The sequence below is a fragment of the Escherichia sp. WS568 genome (assembly GCF_046486085.1).
Classification (GTDB): Bacteria; Pseudomonadota; Gammaproteobacteria; order Enterobacterales; family Enterobacteriaceae; genus Escherichia; species Escherichia coli.
Genome location: NZ_JBJQMC010000019.1, coordinates 25,646 through 40,155, shown reverse-complemented (window position 1 = coordinate 40,155; position 14,510 = coordinate 25,646). Strand labels below are relative to the sequence as shown.

General features: G+C 40.4%; 13 protein-coding genes. 9 read left to right on the top strand and 4 right to left on the bottom strand.

From position 1 onward, the window contains the following. Positions 1-20: 20 nt before the first annotated feature. From ACJHWR_RS18830 to ACJHWR_RS18815, 4 genes are read right to left on the bottom strand one after another with little or no spacing between them, the layout of a single operon-like run. The gene (locus ACJHWR_RS18830) at positions 21-410 is read right to left on the bottom strand and encodes a hypothetical protein (RefSeq protein WP_001572421.1); all 390 of its coding nucleotides are present in this window, start codon (positions 408-410) and stop codon (positions 21-23) included. After that, on the bottom strand, positions 407-928 hold the full coding sequence (locus tag ACJHWR_RS18825) for a hypothetical protein (RefSeq protein ID WP_000598516.1): 522 nt from the start codon (positions 926-928) through the stop codon (positions 407-409). Before ACJHWR_RS18825 ends, ACJHWR_RS18830 begins: the two co-directional genes overlap by 4 nt. Beyond that, positions 921-1,757 carry a hypothetical protein gene (locus ACJHWR_RS18820; protein ID WP_042634275.1) on the bottom strand — a complete coding sequence of 279 codons (837 nt, stop codon included), beginning with the start codon at positions 1,755-1,757 and terminating at the stop codon, positions 921-923. The genes ACJHWR_RS18825 and ACJHWR_RS18820 overlap by 8 nt, the downstream gene beginning before the upstream one ends. Further along, positions 1,754-2,701 (bottom strand): metallophosphoesterase, encoded by a 948-nt coding sequence (locus ACJHWR_RS18815; protein WP_046788422.1) that lies wholly within the window; start codon positions 2,699-2,701, stop codon positions 1,754-1,756. Before ACJHWR_RS18815 ends, ACJHWR_RS18820 begins: the two co-directional genes overlap by 4 nt. A gap of 363 nt (positions 2,702-3,064) precedes the next feature. Here ACJHWR_RS18815 and parM point away from each other — a divergent pair, with 363 nt between their 5' ends. From parM to trhU, 9 genes are all read left to right on the top strand, one after another. Then, positions 3,065-4,102 carry a plasmid segregation protein ParM domain-containing protein gene (gene parM, locus ACJHWR_RS18810; RefSeq protein WP_000818955.1) on the top strand — a complete coding sequence of 346 codons (1,038 nt, stop codon included), beginning with the start codon at positions 3,065-3,067 and terminating at the stop codon, positions 4,100-4,102. Between the two features lie 11 nt (positions 4,103-4,113). Continuing rightward, a complete protein-coding gene (locus ACJHWR_RS18805; protein ID WP_001107537.1) occupies positions 4,114-4,752 on the top strand; it encodes a hypothetical protein in 639 nt (212 codons plus the stop codon). 403 nt (positions 4,753-5,155) lie between these two features. Next, on the top strand, positions 5,156-5,608 hold the full coding sequence (hdtA, locus tag ACJHWR_RS18800; RefSeq protein WP_000952689.1) for a H transfer determinant A: 453 nt from the start codon (positions 5,156-5,158) through the stop codon (positions 5,606-5,608). Then, positions 5,598-6,023 carry a hypothetical protein gene (locus ACJHWR_RS18795; protein ID WP_000836980.1) on the top strand — a complete coding sequence of 142 codons (426 nt, stop codon included), beginning with the start codon at positions 5,598-5,600 and terminating at the stop codon, positions 6,021-6,023. The genes hdtA and ACJHWR_RS18795 overlap by 11 nt, the downstream gene beginning before the upstream one ends. 8 nt (positions 6,024-6,031) lie before the next feature. Then, positions 6,032-6,586, top strand: coding sequence for a hypothetical protein (locus ACJHWR_RS18790; protein WP_000235777.1), 555 nt, complete (start codon positions 6,032-6,034; stop codon positions 6,584-6,586). A gap of 119 nt (positions 6,587-6,705) precedes the next feature. Further along, a complete protein-coding gene (gene rsp / locus ACJHWR_RS18785) occupies positions 6,706-11,010 on the top strand; it encodes an IncHI-type conjugal transfer protein RSP (protein ID WP_001232107.1) in 4,305 nt (1,434 codons plus the stop codon). Positions 11,011-11,287: 277 nt separating this feature from the next. After that, positions 11,288-11,800, top strand: a complete 513-nt coding sequence (gene trhF / locus ACJHWR_RS18780) for an IncHI-type conjugal transfer protein TrhF (protein ID WP_001286759.1) — start codon at positions 11,288-11,290, stop codon at positions 11,798-11,800. After that, positions 11,787-13,298: a TrbC family F-type conjugative pilus assembly protein gene (locus ACJHWR_RS18775; RefSeq protein ID WP_001256133.1), complete on the top strand. Its 1,512-nt coding sequence runs from the start codon at positions 11,787-11,789 to the stop codon at positions 13,296-13,298. The genes trhF and ACJHWR_RS18775 overlap by 14 nt, the downstream gene beginning before the upstream one ends. Before the next feature lie 144 nt (positions 13,299-13,442). Next, on the top strand, positions 13,443-14,498 hold the full coding sequence (gene trhU, locus ACJHWR_RS18770; protein WP_181196458.1) for an IncHI-type conjugal transfer protein TrhU: 1,056 nt from the start codon (positions 13,443-13,445) through the stop codon (positions 14,496-14,498). The last annotated feature ends 12 nt before the right edge of the window (positions 14,499-14,510 follow it).

The window sequence follows — 14,510 nt, the reverse complement described above, 5'->3', positions numbered from 1 at the left end:
ATTTTTAATTTCTTGTTATATTAATATGGGGTGTGCGCAGGTTCAGACATATAAGGTCTTAGTTCTATATGAACAGAAGCGCCATTCCCATCATTTACTACGTTTAAAGGTGCTTTGCCCGGCAATGACATAGTTGCAACGTCAGGTCCAGAAACAGCAAAATTATTTTCTGCTGAAGGCATTACTGTAAAAATCTTTATAGCAACATTTTCATGTCTAAATAAAGAAATCCCAAAAGTAGAACCAGCTTCGGTATTGCTCACGTCCACAACCACAGGGGTTTTTCCTAGATATTCATTAGTTAGTATGTTTTTTACTAATGCCCCTTCCGGGACAGTATAGATACGGTATGGATATGCTAAAACTGAGTGACAAAAACATAATAAAATAACAATTAATGTTTTTTTCATAGATTATCCTCATTCAAAAATAAAAGATATAACTCTTGAAAATCGTGGTTATTAATTAGGTCCGCTTTTCCGGGAAAATCGTAACTAACAGAAAATAAAAGAGAAAGAGAATCTTTTCCTTTTGCTTTGGGAGAGATTCTGCTAAAAGCACGGTTAATAAACATAAGTTGATCTTCATTGTTGAAGCAAAGTCCAAGCATTCCAACCGTAGGAACTACGAATGTGCTTACGCTGCCTGGGGGCAAAAGTTGCTTACTACGGGCATTGTAAGCACAACGACTACCACCTAGCGTTAGGCCTGAAAGCTCAATAAAACTTCTGGTTCCATTCTTGGCGACAAGCCAAACATCAGTTCCTGAACTTTCGACACGTAAAGTAACTTTTCCGTCAGTAAAGGCCTCACTTTTATTGTATAGAATAGGGTCAAAACCAACTGTCGGGAGTTCTTCGATTTTACTTTCTACTGACTGACAACCAGTCAGTAATGCAAACAATAAAAGTGTGATAACTTTAATCATCCCGCTTCCTTAGATTGTTTTTGGCGCTGGTTATAAAAGATAATGATTCACCGGGGTAGAGAATTGTTTCTTTCGTCCAATAACGATAACCACCGAGGATATCTTTTCTTTTCTCAATATAAACCGGTTCAGAAAATTCTAAATGTTGATATTTCGGAAGAGATAAGATTTTATATTTTACTTGTCCAACTAAGAGGTAATTCTTCTCTTTAGGATTGATGGTTACTGAATTACCAACACTTTGAGGTATGTTAAGTTTTTTTATATTTAGATCAGAATCGTCAGGAACGGACACTTGATCATTAGATGTCTTTCCGGGAAGAGTAAACCCTTTACCCTGATCCGGTCCAAAGATGGCAATTACATCTTTGTTGTTTCTTGTGATCGAAACGATAGCCTGAAGGGGCGTATTAGCAAGGTCATTTATAAACGATATAGTTATACTTGATTTAGGCTCGACCCAAATAATGCTTTTTCCGGATGTGCCTTCGCTTAATGCAATTTTTTCATTTAGTAAGATTTTATTTTTGGCAATGATATTATACTCAAGTTTCGGTATCACCATAAAAAGTGATTCTTTATTTGAAACATTCATGATTTCTAAGAAATTGGTTTTGGTCATGCTGGTCTTTAGAACAGGCCTATATTTACCATTTATAAACCACCTTCCGTTTATAAGCTCCGCTTTAGCAGATATAAGTGAATCACTTTTCTGAGCGGCAGAAGAAAAAGCATCTTTTCTTTGCTCTTTCTCTTGATGTGGTGCAGCTGCTGCGTGAAGATGCAAAAGTAATGTTGAAATTGAGATAATCTTCCATTTTATCTTCATCTTGTTACCTCAATGTTGTTTTCAATCGAATCGAGTTCTAACGGATAGGTTTTAAGTGAATAAAACTTGTTTGTTGTTTGTATTAGCTGATGACACAATAAAACTGGATTGTTCTTCATGATTATTTCTACTAATGTAAGTGCTGGTGAGTCAGTTGGCGGTATACCCGGAGCAACTATTACCTGGTCTTCTAATTTTGACATATAGAGTGATCCAGTATTTATATGTAAACAATTACCGATCAGTACTGGAAGATTGTTTTGAGTACGACCATGGGCTTTTCGAATGCTGTTTACAGGATTCCTACCTAGGACCATAAGGTTGACGTCATTTATCATCATTGGTATTACGGCATGGTCCATACCGAATAGAAACTGGCTCTGAAAAATATTCACATTGGCATAGTTGAATGCTTGAAGCGCATTATAAGTATCAGTGAATGATGTGCGGATAGGGGCGTAATCAGAAGGGCAAACCCCAATTTTTATATCGCCTTTGAGTAAAATCTGCATCATCGTACCAAGCTGGGTATTAAGAAGTTTTTTTATCTCTTCCTCTAAATAGTAACGATTTACAGCTTTATGCCACTTTCCGCCCATTACACACCATCTCTCATTGAGGTATGTGCTGGGGTAAAATGTTCTCCGGTCTTTGTTTAATGGTAACAATTTTTTTAACATTTCTTCTCCGGCTCCGGCAGCTGAGAAATGCCTCACAAAACGTCCATCGAAAAAGCCACTGTTTATCGCCTTCATCAACTCTATGGGTTCCGGCCCATAGTCAAACAAATTTCCAGTAGAGAAAATTACTATCTCTTCTTCTGGCTTTGTAACTGATTGAATCAAGTTGCACAGCGCAGAGTAATGTCCATGAGGATCTGCCAGAAAGAAAATCCTTCCCGAGAAGTTTGTAAGGTCTATAGTTTGGACGTGCTCAGCTGCCATAAATTCCTCTACGTATGTTTACATCGATGATACGGTATTTCGAGCTATGATTTTTTTACATAAAGGCGTCATTTTGGATTCTAAGCCTAAGGACCTTTGTTACTTACTGGTAAAGGCTCCAGTCCTGGCTCTCAAACAGTTCATACTTAGGATGCAAAGTAACTTTCTGATTATAATTGGCTCCTTTATAAACATGTTTACTTCATGAATACAGGATATTTAACGGTAATGTATTTAAAATGGAAGGATGCTGAAATAACATAGAGTTACGTATTTTTTTAATAGTGTTGATGTTGATAATAGGTCACCATTAATGTATAAAGTTAATATCTAATATGGTCCTATTAATAAAAGAGAGTTTTTATGGCTGAACTATTAAAATCTGAAAGTCCTGTTTCACAATCATTGCAGGATATCACTGAAGCTTTAAAAATCGTTGTCGATGATGGAAGTAAAGCTGCAAAACTGGTTTGTCTTAATGAAAGAAACGAATTAGTTCCCTTGCTCACACAAAATAGTTTTGTTCCAGATTTCCGTGTTCGCCATGAGGGTCTCAATCCTTTTAACTATCTTATTGATGGGCTGGAAAGGTTTTCGCATCACAGCGAATCTAGTAACTCACTGGAATCGACTGATGTATCTCACCAATACGATGAAATTAGCCGGTTAAATGTTCACCATGCACTTCATGCTTCTGGTTTAGTTCCTCAGGATGTTCACCTCTTTGTTACTTTACCTCTTAGCCAGTTCTATACTGCTTTAGGGGAAACGAATATTGAAAATATTCAGAGAAAAAAAGATAACCTGATGAAACCAGTTGAGCGTTATCTTGACGGTAAACGCTATTCTTTCAACGTTTTGTCTGTGACTGTTTTCCCTGAATCTTTACCAGCTGTGACCCGGGCAGATGAAATTGAGGATATTGCTTCATTTGAATCAAGTTTGGTAATTGATCTTGGTGGTACTACTCTTGATGTTGCAAGTATTACTGGGCAATTAGAACAGATTTCGAAAGTAAAAGGTTTTGACCGTATTGGTTGTTCTATTGTTTACGATGAGATCAGCAGGTATCTTGAATCTGAGAAACTGAATACGAGTAATGCTTACATTCATCATCTTGTTGATAATCGTCATGATAAATCAGCTTTGAAGGTTGCAGAGGACAAGCGTGACGGTGTTTTTGATGCGGTAAACTCTGCGGTACAGAAGTTGCAAAGTAAAGTAATCAGAGCGGTTACACAAGTCGAAGAGAGGCCTCATAATGTTTTCCTTGTTGGGGGAGGTTCATATCTCATCGAAACAGCTATTCGTAAACATTTTGAAACGGCTAAAGTTATCATGGTAGACAATCCGCAGTTCGCATTATCTTTGGCAATTGCTGATACTATTTATTCAGAATAATGAGCTAGAACATGGCTAAAAACCCTATCTCAAATAAGGCAGATAACGACCGGATTCAGATCCGGTCTTTCTGGATATCCGAAAGAAAAGCACCCTATGTTTATAGTTTCTTGAAAAAAACAGAACTTTCTCATAGGGGTGACCAACTGGATTTAATTAGGTCGGCTATTAGTACCGGGTTGGTATTGAATAATTTATTTCCTGACTTGGCAAATTTTATAAATGGTTTAAACGAAAGATTAACACTTGCAGATCTTAATAGGTTTCTGAATGATGGAAATACTATAGATACTGAACCTAAGCCTCCTATTAATGTATTGCTAGAGAATGTCTTAGATCAAAAGTTTAAGGAGTATTTAACACCTCTACAATTAGATAATTCAAAGCAGGATTCTGTTTCTGTAAAAGAAACCTTCCTTGTACAAAAGGAACATGCCTGCTTTGGTGTGAAGATTGAAAATGAGGGAAGCGATACCTCTATACCATCTGAAAGCCCACTTTCTTCAGATGCATCCAAAATTTCAAAAGAAAAGTCCATTTCCGCTGTGGTGCCAGTGCTAGAAAAAGTATCGGATGAAAATCAAACCGCCTCCATAAGCATAAAATCTAAAGCTAAGGCAAACAAGCGACTGGCAACTTTGGCAAGATAGGTGAGAGACAGTACAATCGACTTCTGAGTTCCAACTTGTCTTACCAGGAAAGCCAGCATACTTGCTGGCCTTTTTTTTGTTATAATAATTTCAGGCTTCACCTGGGTATGTAAAATTACTGTTAATGAAACGGTATTTTAGGTTAATTTGGGTGCTGTTACAGGAAGTGCGGATTTTTCCTAAATTTGTAAAAAACCTAAGAATTATCTTAATAAATCTGGTACTTAATTATTATTTTACTTATAAAGTCTCTGTGCTTTAATGGTTATGTAAGGATTTTTTGATACCCTTATACCCGATGGACCTAAGGTCACTGACAACGATGTTCATGTAGAATCTTCGTTTCTGTAATCCCTTTTGTTCTTGTCCCAAATGTTTGATTATTATAATAAAGGCTGATCGAATGCTATCTCGCAACTCACTAATACATGGTTTACGCCGAGACCAGTTAATCGGAGTTCTGACTATTTCAGAGTTTCCGGTAGTTATGGTAGAAAGCCACTTCATTCAGTCTGAGGTTATGGGAATAAAACCCGTAATTTTTAATATTGATGAGCTTCTTGTTTCTATATCCCCAATTTCCTCTCTTAAGTTCGATTGGGAGTGGGCCCCAGTTGATACAATACTCATTGAAGTTATCATTCCACCTGTAGAGTCAGACCTTGTAAGTGCAGAAAATGACTTCCTCCGTGATTCTGGTATCGGCCATATCCAGTGCGAGCCTGGCGGAGCATCAATACGACGTACAGTTACCTTCGTTGGTGGAATAACCGCTGATAACTTACTGTATCAGTTGAGGCTTATGTGCGTAAGTGCGTTAAAACTTTTAGGAGAGGAACTGGGGGATGAAGTCTAAGATTAGATATGTTTTATCTGGTTTTGTTGTGATATGTGCATTTGCTGGAGTTTATAAAATCCTAAACAATGTTCCGGTTAAACCTGACCTTTTGGACTTCACTGGAAACACATTTAAAAAGACATCACTCTTCCTGCCATGTGATAAAAGCTCGCCTTCTTTAAACATTAAAATTGCTGATAACGAGAAAATCGTGATCAACGGCATCGCTTCAAAAGTAACTTTTGTTGAAAAGGCTGACCCCGTCAAAAGCCCTGGTTTTTGTGATGATCTTGATCTAAACAATTCTCGCCTTGTACATACGGCATCTTACAGCATGGTGATTTCTGAAACCAAAACAGGATATACACTCTCAAATTTCAAGCATCTTGCCGATGATGAATCATTAGGTGGTATGTGGTTTTATCAAAAGTGACTTTTTATATGGCAACTTCAGACTTCTCTCTTAAAAACCATAATGTAAAAGCTTTTGGTCAGGATGCAGCACTTGTCATTGAGATGAACAATGAAGATGTTAGCTCATCAAAACCTTCACCTTTTTCAAATGAGATTGATAATTATTATCTTACATTGCACGTCGCTCCGAGGAACGCCAAAAAAGATTATGACTGGGGCTCAAACCGTTCTGTACTTCTAAAATTGTCGACGAATGAAGTTATGCAGATGGCATCTGTATTTCTTAGAATCATGCATACTTTAAAAATTGATAAGAGGAAAACCTCACATCATGGCCACGTCGTATACAAAAATATAAGCGTTACCCCAAACGAGAGGGGCGGTTTGTTGTTATCAGCAGGGATAGTTCCAGTCGATAAAGACGGCTTAAAACCCTTCATGCACATGGTCCCCGTCTCACAAATGGACTGCGTTAAAATTGGCCTCTACATACTTGGATATCTTGCTCAAAAAACGCCTTGGGTAAGCTCCGAGTCTATAATTACCGCGCTTCGCTTATCTGAAGCCAAGAATTCAAAATAGCGTATTAACATACGGAATACATGGAAAAATACAGGTTTTTTTAAATATTATACGAACGGATATTTCTGTTTTTCATCGTAAAGTGAGTTTAATTTTGCTCAGAAAAACAGGTATTCGTCATGAGAAAATCAGGTTTAGGTTTAGCCCTGTTGTTTTCTTTAATTGCTCCGATTAAAGCGGTCTATGCCGAAGCGATTATGATTTCAGGAAAGCTACAGGCTGATTTGCCAGCCGTATCCTTTGACCCGGGGCCGGGCGACTTTGTTGCATACGTTAATTCTAACACTATCACTGCCTCAGGTGCAGGCACAGCCTGTAATGTAACGGTTGATGATCGAGCGACTTCCTCTGTTGATAACCTCGTTTGTTTTTTTGAGTGGTTACCCAATACCTTGGGATTTACTTCTAACGGTTTCACTCTTTCAGGCGTTCCCAACACCACCGGTGATTTAAAACTACCTTACAAGATTTCTTACTTCTCTGGTTCTGAACGGAAAAAAGTTGAAATAGTAAAAGGTGAATATTCAATCAAAAGTGTGGCACCGGTAAAACCTACTATCACCGGTCTTAAATCATCCCTGAACGGATTAGTCTATGACGGCTTTTCTTTCAAATCGTATTTAAAGGATGAAGCGATCAAAGATATCGCTGTTTCTGTTGAGCCCCGCAATTATATTCAATACATCTCAATAGGTTCAGGCTCCGCCTGTGAAGTTCCTATTGGCGGAACTTCCTGTACCATTGAAGTTGGAAGCATTAAGGCCAGTGATACAGATGAACTTTTGGGTTCACGTGATATCACAATTACAGCAAACTCTAAGAATAATTATTTCGCACCTCCTGAATCCAAAAAGCTTGTTGTTAACTGGGATTATCGGCCTCCTGTAGTAGACCATACACTTTGGAATTTTACCGATGAGGCTAAAACAATCAAAGTAGGTGGCCAGGACATCTATACCGGAGCCAAAACCGTTGCTGTGGCCGTTAAGGTACCCCAGCAAGAAACAGAAGGTGAATGGTGGCTCCCAACAGCTATGTCGCTCACTATGACTCCGGATGGCGTGTTTAAACCGACGACTAAAGTGACTTTAGATGATGGCACTGAGATTGATTTCAAACAGTCCTGGGCAACCCCTTTACGTAGAACTTTACAGCCGGTAAGTGGACCTCAAAAAGTCGGTGATGAGTACCTCTATATCTTCGACTTAACGGATCTTATAAACGGGTCCTACGCAGCGACTTTTACAGTAGAAAATACGAGCAAAAACTCTTCTACGTACACTGAGCCTGAAAGCAAACTGATGCTGTCTGATAACCCAACGCTTATGGTTCTCAAAGATGGGCAGGTATTAACTAAACGAGCACCCGTATACTTCCTGAACGAGATTATCGTTGCAGCTTTCCAGGGGCAGGCTGGGGTTGCTGACATAAAATCAGTAACAATAGACAACAAAGTAGTTTCGTTAACACCTACAAATTATAGAGGTATTTACTACCTGCCGGTTGGAGACGATTTAGCAGTTAATTCGGATCACGAGATTACTGTGGTGGCTGAAAACCTTTATGGAAAAAACGTTAATTTCAGTACCGTTTTCACTTATCAACCTACTGGATTCACTCTCAAGAATCTGGAAAAAAACGTAACTCTTTACTCGCGTGTACGTCAGTATACGGACCTGCTTAGTCAAACAGCTGGTGATAAATGCACTCTGTTTACCACAGAGGAAAATGCGAATGCTTACCTCGCCTGGTATGGGGAAAAATCAGATGTTACAGCATGCTACCCTCAGTGGAACAATGTCCCTGATGGGTTGGAGTTCTATTTTAAAGGACGTACCCCGGGTCTAACTGGATTCTTTAATAAAACAGGTGAGAATCTGCTCGACTATCAAGTCTATATGATTAACGGGAAGGGCTCTAAAGCGGTATCCGCAAGGAATCGCCGTACTCTGACCACACAATTACCATACAACCCGATCATCTCTTACAAAAAGAATAAAGTCATAGCTGGCATCAATCCGAACACTGCTCTGGCTTATACGACCGGGGGGGAGGCCGCTCGAATATTAGCGAAGGTGGTACCAGCTGACGTTACGATGATCGTCTCTCAAAACGGCTCTGAGGCTGTCAAAACGTCATTTAAAAATCGTTCCTCAAACAACGATGCAACGACCTTTGTACAAAGGGTTAAGGTTGCTGCTGCACCATTGTGGACAAAGAACGTCTTTGACATAGCTGTAGAATACTCAAAGGATCCAGAATTAAGAACTACAGACACACTCAACGTATATACGGTGCCTGATTTCAATATTCGAGCATCGATGGAAGTGGATGACAGAAAAACAGCCACATCTCTTGAAGTGCCCTTAAAGGTAACAGTGGGGCGTTATAACAACTCCACACGTAAAAGTGCATTTGACCGTAAAACAATGGGAGAATGGGACGTCACGATATACTCGCAAAAAAGTGTATACGGCAAAGATCCAGAAACAGGCCGTTATAAAACTACATACGAAAGAACTGCGCTGACTGAAGCATTGCCGGTCAATGATGCGGGCATTGTCGAAACCAAGATTAAAATTGAAAATATGGATCTGGGTAATATGCGTCTGGTTGGTGTGGCTAAGGTCAGATCGCCATTCTCTGATTTTGAAATGAAACGTGAGACCAGTGCTGTAGGCATTCGAATCTATAAAGGTGAGGAACTGGAGGGTAACCTGTCGAAAAGCCTTATTATCGGAAGGATCCCACTTAGTACTCTGGTAAGCTTCAAATCTGCCAGTACTGCTAACTCTGACGCACTTGCCCCCACCGAATGGCAGCAGTCCTCTGATAATGGTCAAACCTGGAATATGCTTTCCGACATGACCGGAAAGAGAAGTGTAAGTATCAAAAAGACAGAAGTAGGAAAGTGGCTTTATAGGGCAAAAATGACCAATAAATTCACATCTAAGGTTTCCTACACAGATGCCTTAACGGTAGTTACCTACAAGCAGCCTAAGCTCAGTATAGATGTGACAGACATTCTTCAGGGCTCAGATGTACCTGTAACCCTGCTTGATAACGATGAGCCTATACCAGCAGGCACCGCTGAGGTTCTCTGGTCAGAGGATAAAGTCAACTGGGTGCAGGGAGATACAACTTACACTGTGGCTTCAGCTGATACCCTACCGTCTACGATTTATGCCCGGATGCGTTACCTTGATTCCGATGAACTGGCAGAGGAGTCTTCATGGAAGGAAACGTCTGCTCGGTTGGCAGCCGCAAAACCCAAGCGCCTTTCTGTCTCGGTAACGGGGGTTTCTAAGGTAGAGGTTGGTCAAAAAGTTACTTTGGAAGGTAAGTTCACGAACCCTAACAGTAAGTACCAGAATGGTAATAACGTAGTTGAAGAATGGAAAACACCGGATGGCCAGACATTTAAAGGCTCTACACTGTCTGTTACCCTTACTGAGCAAATGTTGGATAAACAGGGATATGCTGCTTTTGAATACAGTGCATGGTTAGCGGACAATAAGGAGAATACGGTTTCTACCCGTAGAGTTTCTGTCAAATCGTGGGTTTATAAATTCCCCGAAATGAAAATAAGCTCCAAACTTAAATACGACATGGCACCGACCACCCTACGCGTTGCGTTGAGCGGTATTAAGGATGGAGACTATCCTGGTGTTACTTATTCCCGAGAATGGATTTACGACAAAGAGAATCTGGTAATCACTAAAGATGAAGGTGACACCAAAGAATTTACAATTGAAAATCCTGGCAAATATACATTGATGGTTGTTTTCAAAGATAACCGCAACAATGAACAGCGTATCGAAAATACCTTTGTTGTCGATGAACAAACGCCAATGAACGTTGAGATGACACCCAAGTTCTCTAACAAATATATGAGAGCTCCACTCGATGTAACCTTAAGGTCAAACATCAAGCTATCTCATTCGGCGGACTCGATAGATACGGTCACATACAAGGTGAACGGTGAGGTAATACCCAGCGGCAAAAATTATTGGGCTCAACTGATTTCGGGTTTAAAAGAAAAGAAATACGAGATCACAATTGATGTTGTTAGTAAACTTGGACAGAGAGGTTCAGCATCTGTTGAGTTTGATGTCGTTAAAAACGCAGTGCCTAATTGTACATTGAGCTACACGGAAACCAACCTAAGCTGGAGCTTTACCAATAAATGTGATGATACTGATGGAAAAATGGTTAGATATGAATGGTTCATCAACGGCGAATTAAGGAACGTTTTCGGTAGTACGGCTACACTTTCTAAAAACCTTAACCGTGGTAAGCAGGACATAAAAGTAATTGCTTATGATGATAGTGGAGACTTTGCAACGCAGCACGTGACAGTTTTCGGACCGGCTGAAGAGGCAAGTAAGTCTGAAAACACTGTATCAATACCAAGCAGTGAGTAATAAATTTTTAAATATAAAGCCGGGACATTTTGTCCCGGCTTTTTTATGCCCAACAATTGGACCTTTGAAAAATTAATACCGGAAAGTAACTTTGCTACAAAGGTATCTTTCATGGCCGCTAACAAGGCTGCGTCTACATGCTGAGAAATTAACATCCTTATAGGTTAATATTAGGTTAGTTTGCAGACTTCCGAGCGTTGAAAAACATGGATAATAGTTACTTGGATAGAGGTGTATCTACTTAGTAAAAATATTCTTCAGTGCTAGTGAGAAAAATATGAGCGACTACATACCTAAAAAGAGAGGGCTGCTTATACTGGATTGGTATGTCCCCATTAATATTTTATTGCTGATTCTCGTTATGTGTGTCTTTTTCACCCGTTATACATTTGGATACGGTTTATTGAATGGGTGCCTGCCTGCTGATTTTTATATGATTGATCATTCGGATAAAACTATTAAAACTGGTGAACTCATAGCTTTCAACATGCCGAAATCGGTTCGTTTTATCCCAGAAAATGAACGAGTCATAAAAATTGTTGCCGGTGTGGGCGGTGACAAACTCAAAGTAACAATGGATGGGGTTTATAACGGGGACAAATTTTTTGAAGCTAATGCACGTCGTATTTCAAAGAAATACAGTATTCCGTCCATTTTGATTGAAAAAGAATTGATAATTCCTGAAGGCGAAGTTTTCCTAATTGGGCAAACCGATCACTCATGGGATTCCCGTTTTTGGGGAACAGTAAAGCTGAATTCAGTAATTGGGAAAACATATGCGATCTTTTAATGTAAATAAAAAATATTTACCAATACTTCCTGGACTTGCGTTATGTGCAGTTTTAAGTAATACAAATGCAAGCACTGAGTATCAACATGATGCTGACCTAATCGCTCAGCAAGCAAAAGGGCTTGGCGCTCAGGCTAAAGGTGCACAGCAGCCAGATGGGGCTCTTAGCCTTGATGCTACGCTAAATTCACCAGATGTGCAGAAGTACATTGCGCAAGCTGAAGCACTCAAAAAAAACCAGGACCTGAGCAGGCAAACAAACCGTGGTTACGTGCCCGGTATGAATGCGGATAGTGTTCAAGCAGTTATAGACCATACCCAGGCTATAAGGGCCCAAAGTAATAACTCTGATGCTGTCAACGATATAATTAGAAGACGTGATGAAATTCAGGAAAACGCCAGCCTTAATGAAGCGGCTCTGAAAGCTGTGGAAAATAAGCCGGAAGTCATGCGAGGACAATCTAAAAATATCGAAAAATTGTTTGGTTCCTCGGGCATCACAGCTGCTGACTTCGAAAGAAAAATGGATAGCACACGTGAAGAAGCACTATCAACTGAAAATGGTATAACGATCTTTGCTTCATTTAGCTTACCGGATTATGTACTGGAAGACCTTTTACGTACGGCCTCAGAGCATAAAGCTCGTGTAGTTTTCAATGGTCTAAAGAAAGGAACTACTCGGCTACCAGAGACACAGGCAGCAATAAACCAAATGATTGTCAAAGGAAAATTTGAATCTCCTTTGATTACAATTGATCCTGATAGCTTCAGTCAGTATCAAGTAACTCAAGTACCGACAATTATTTCTCGGGAGCAAGCTCGTTTTGCAAAAATGGTAGGGTCCTTCAACGTTGAGTTTTTTCAGCGAGAACTTGCTAAAAAACCCGATCAGGACATTTTTCCTGTTGCTGGTACGATTTATCCCGTTGAAGAAAAGAGCATCATTAAAGAACTGGAAGAACGCGCACAAAAATATGACTGGGAAGGTGCAAAAAAAAGGGCCGTTGCGGACACCTGGAAAAATCAATGGATGGTCGATCTCCCTCCTGCCCAGGAACACAAAGAATTTTTAATTGACCCTACAGTGAGGGTCACTCAGGACGTAAAAGATAAGCAGGGCCGTGTAATAGCTTCCGCCGGTGAGTTGATTAATCCACTTTCGAGATTTCCTCAAAACCTGACGATGATAATTTTCGATCCACTCAATCCGGGCCAGCTGGTATGGGCTGAGCAGCAGTATCGACAACGTCTGGGTAGTGGAAAAGTAATGCCAATGTTTACCCGTATCCAAAAAGATAATGGATGGGATCACCTAAATGATTTACGTGAAAAATTTAACGGTAAGGTGTTTAAAGTAAACGAACAGATTATCTCACGCTTTCAGATTAAAAATACACCTGCGCTTATAACTACTGACCAAGATAAATTCCGGATCACCCTGTTTAGCGAGGCAGAAGTCCGTGGAATCGGAGCCCCAAATCTTTCAGAGGAAAAATAATATGAAACTCGGATTTATTATAGGCGCTCTCTTTGCAACATGGCTGACGCTAAATTATCCGGACCAGATGAGAAGTTATTTTACCAAAGCCGTCGACTATATCGAAAGTGTTGCAACATTTATTACATCCAAGTGAGCATGATGGTGAAAAAATTCAAAAAGTTACTTTTAGAGTTCATTGTAGCAGTTATGCTTTCGCTTTCTATACCTGGTATGGCTATGGCAGCAGATGCTGGAGTCCCTGGGGCTATGTGTCAGTCAGCTGGAGTGTGGCAGGGCTTGATTAAGAATATCTGTTGGAGCTGCATTTTTCCCATGAGGATAATGGGCATAGGGGCTGCTCCAGAAGGCGCTGCACCTTCACGTCCGGGTTGCTACTGCACAGATCAGAACGGCGTACCGGAAATAGGTTGGCAATTGAGCTTCTTTCAGCCGGTGAAGATTGTAGAAGTTGTAAAGAGCCCCTGGTGCAGCCCCTTTCTTGAAGGCACGATGCTTCAAAAATCGCAGTTTGATATTGGTAAAAGCAACACTAATCAGCCAATGACAGCAACTGAAGCCGGATTTTACGATGTTCATCTTTGGGAGTTCCCAATCATGACAATGCTCAAATTACTGATTATTGGCGAGTGCACTGCTGAACCCTATATAGATGCCAGCCTGACCTATATAAGCGAAGTGGACCCTATGTGGGAAAGTGATCTGCTTACACTCGTCCTGAATCCCGAGGCAGTAGTTTTTGCAAACCCAATTGCCTCAATGGTGTGCGCTGCTGACTGTGTAGCAGTAACAGCAGGAAAGGATAATCTCGCTGCATACTTTTGTGCCGGATGCGATGGCAACCTTTACCCATTAACCGGCCACATTTACGCAAATGATGACGCTGTAAGGACGAGTTCACTGATTACCCAGCGTCTTCTGACAAAACTACATCGCCAAGGCATGCTGATGCGAACGATGGGAGCAGACGCAATGTGTGAGAAAACGTGGGAATACTTTACACCACGTTCCCAGTATCGGCTTTCAATGCTTTTCCCTACTCCTGAGGCGAAGGGACCGGATTGCTGTCATCGTCTTGGTGATTCGGTACACGACTGGTCAACCCTTAAAGGTGGGCGCAAAAAAATAGGCAACGATAATTATGTCTATATGTTGTGGCGTTACAATGACTGTTGTGTTCGCTACGTTCCAGGCGTTTGATTTCTAAGGAGA

What these genes read in the sequence shown, in the direction of transcription:
- ACJHWR_RS18830 (WP_001572421.1), bottom strand. Translation starts at nt 410, where the DNA reads ATGAAAAAAACATTAATTGTTATTTTATTATGTTTTTGTCACTCAGTT.
- ACJHWR_RS18825 (WP_000598516.1), bottom strand. Translation starts at nt 928, where the DNA reads ATGATTAAAGTTATCACACTTTTATTGTTTGCATTACTGACTGGTTGT.
- ACJHWR_RS18820 (WP_042634275.1), bottom strand. Translation starts at nt 1,757, where the DNA reads ATGAAGATAAAATGGAAGATTATCTCAATTTCAACATTACTTTTGCAT.
- ACJHWR_RS18815 (WP_046788422.1), bottom strand. Translation starts at nt 2,701, where the DNA reads ATGGCAGCTGAGCACGTCCAAACTATAGACCTTACAAACTTCTCGGGA.
- parM (WP_000818955.1), top strand. Translation starts at nt 3,065, where the DNA reads ATGGCTGAACTATTAAAATCTGAAAGTCCTGTTTCACAATCATTGCAG.
- ACJHWR_RS18805 (WP_001107537.1), top strand. Translation starts at nt 4,114, where the DNA reads ATGGCTAAAAACCCTATCTCAAATAAGGCAGATAACGACCGGATTCAG.
- hdtA (WP_000952689.1), top strand. Translation starts at nt 5,156, where the DNA reads ATGCTATCTCGCAACTCACTAATACATGGTTTACGCCGAGACCAGTTA.
- ACJHWR_RS18795 (WP_000836980.1), top strand. Translation starts at nt 5,598, where the DNA reads ATGAAGTCTAAGATTAGATATGTTTTATCTGGTTTTGTTGTGATATGT.
- ACJHWR_RS18790 (WP_000235777.1), top strand. Translation starts at nt 6,032, where the DNA reads ATGGCAACTTCAGACTTCTCTCTTAAAAACCATAATGTAAAAGCTTTT.
- rsp (WP_001232107.1), top strand. Translation starts at nt 6,706, where the DNA reads ATGAGAAAATCAGGTTTAGGTTTAGCCCTGTTGTTTTCTTTAATTGCT.
- trhF (WP_001286759.1), top strand. Translation starts at nt 11,288, where the DNA reads ATGAGCGACTACATACCTAAAAAGAGAGGGCTGCTTATACTGGATTGG.
- ACJHWR_RS18775 (WP_001256133.1), top strand. Translation starts at nt 11,787, where the DNA reads ATGCGATCTTTTAATGTAAATAAAAAATATTTACCAATACTTCCTGGA.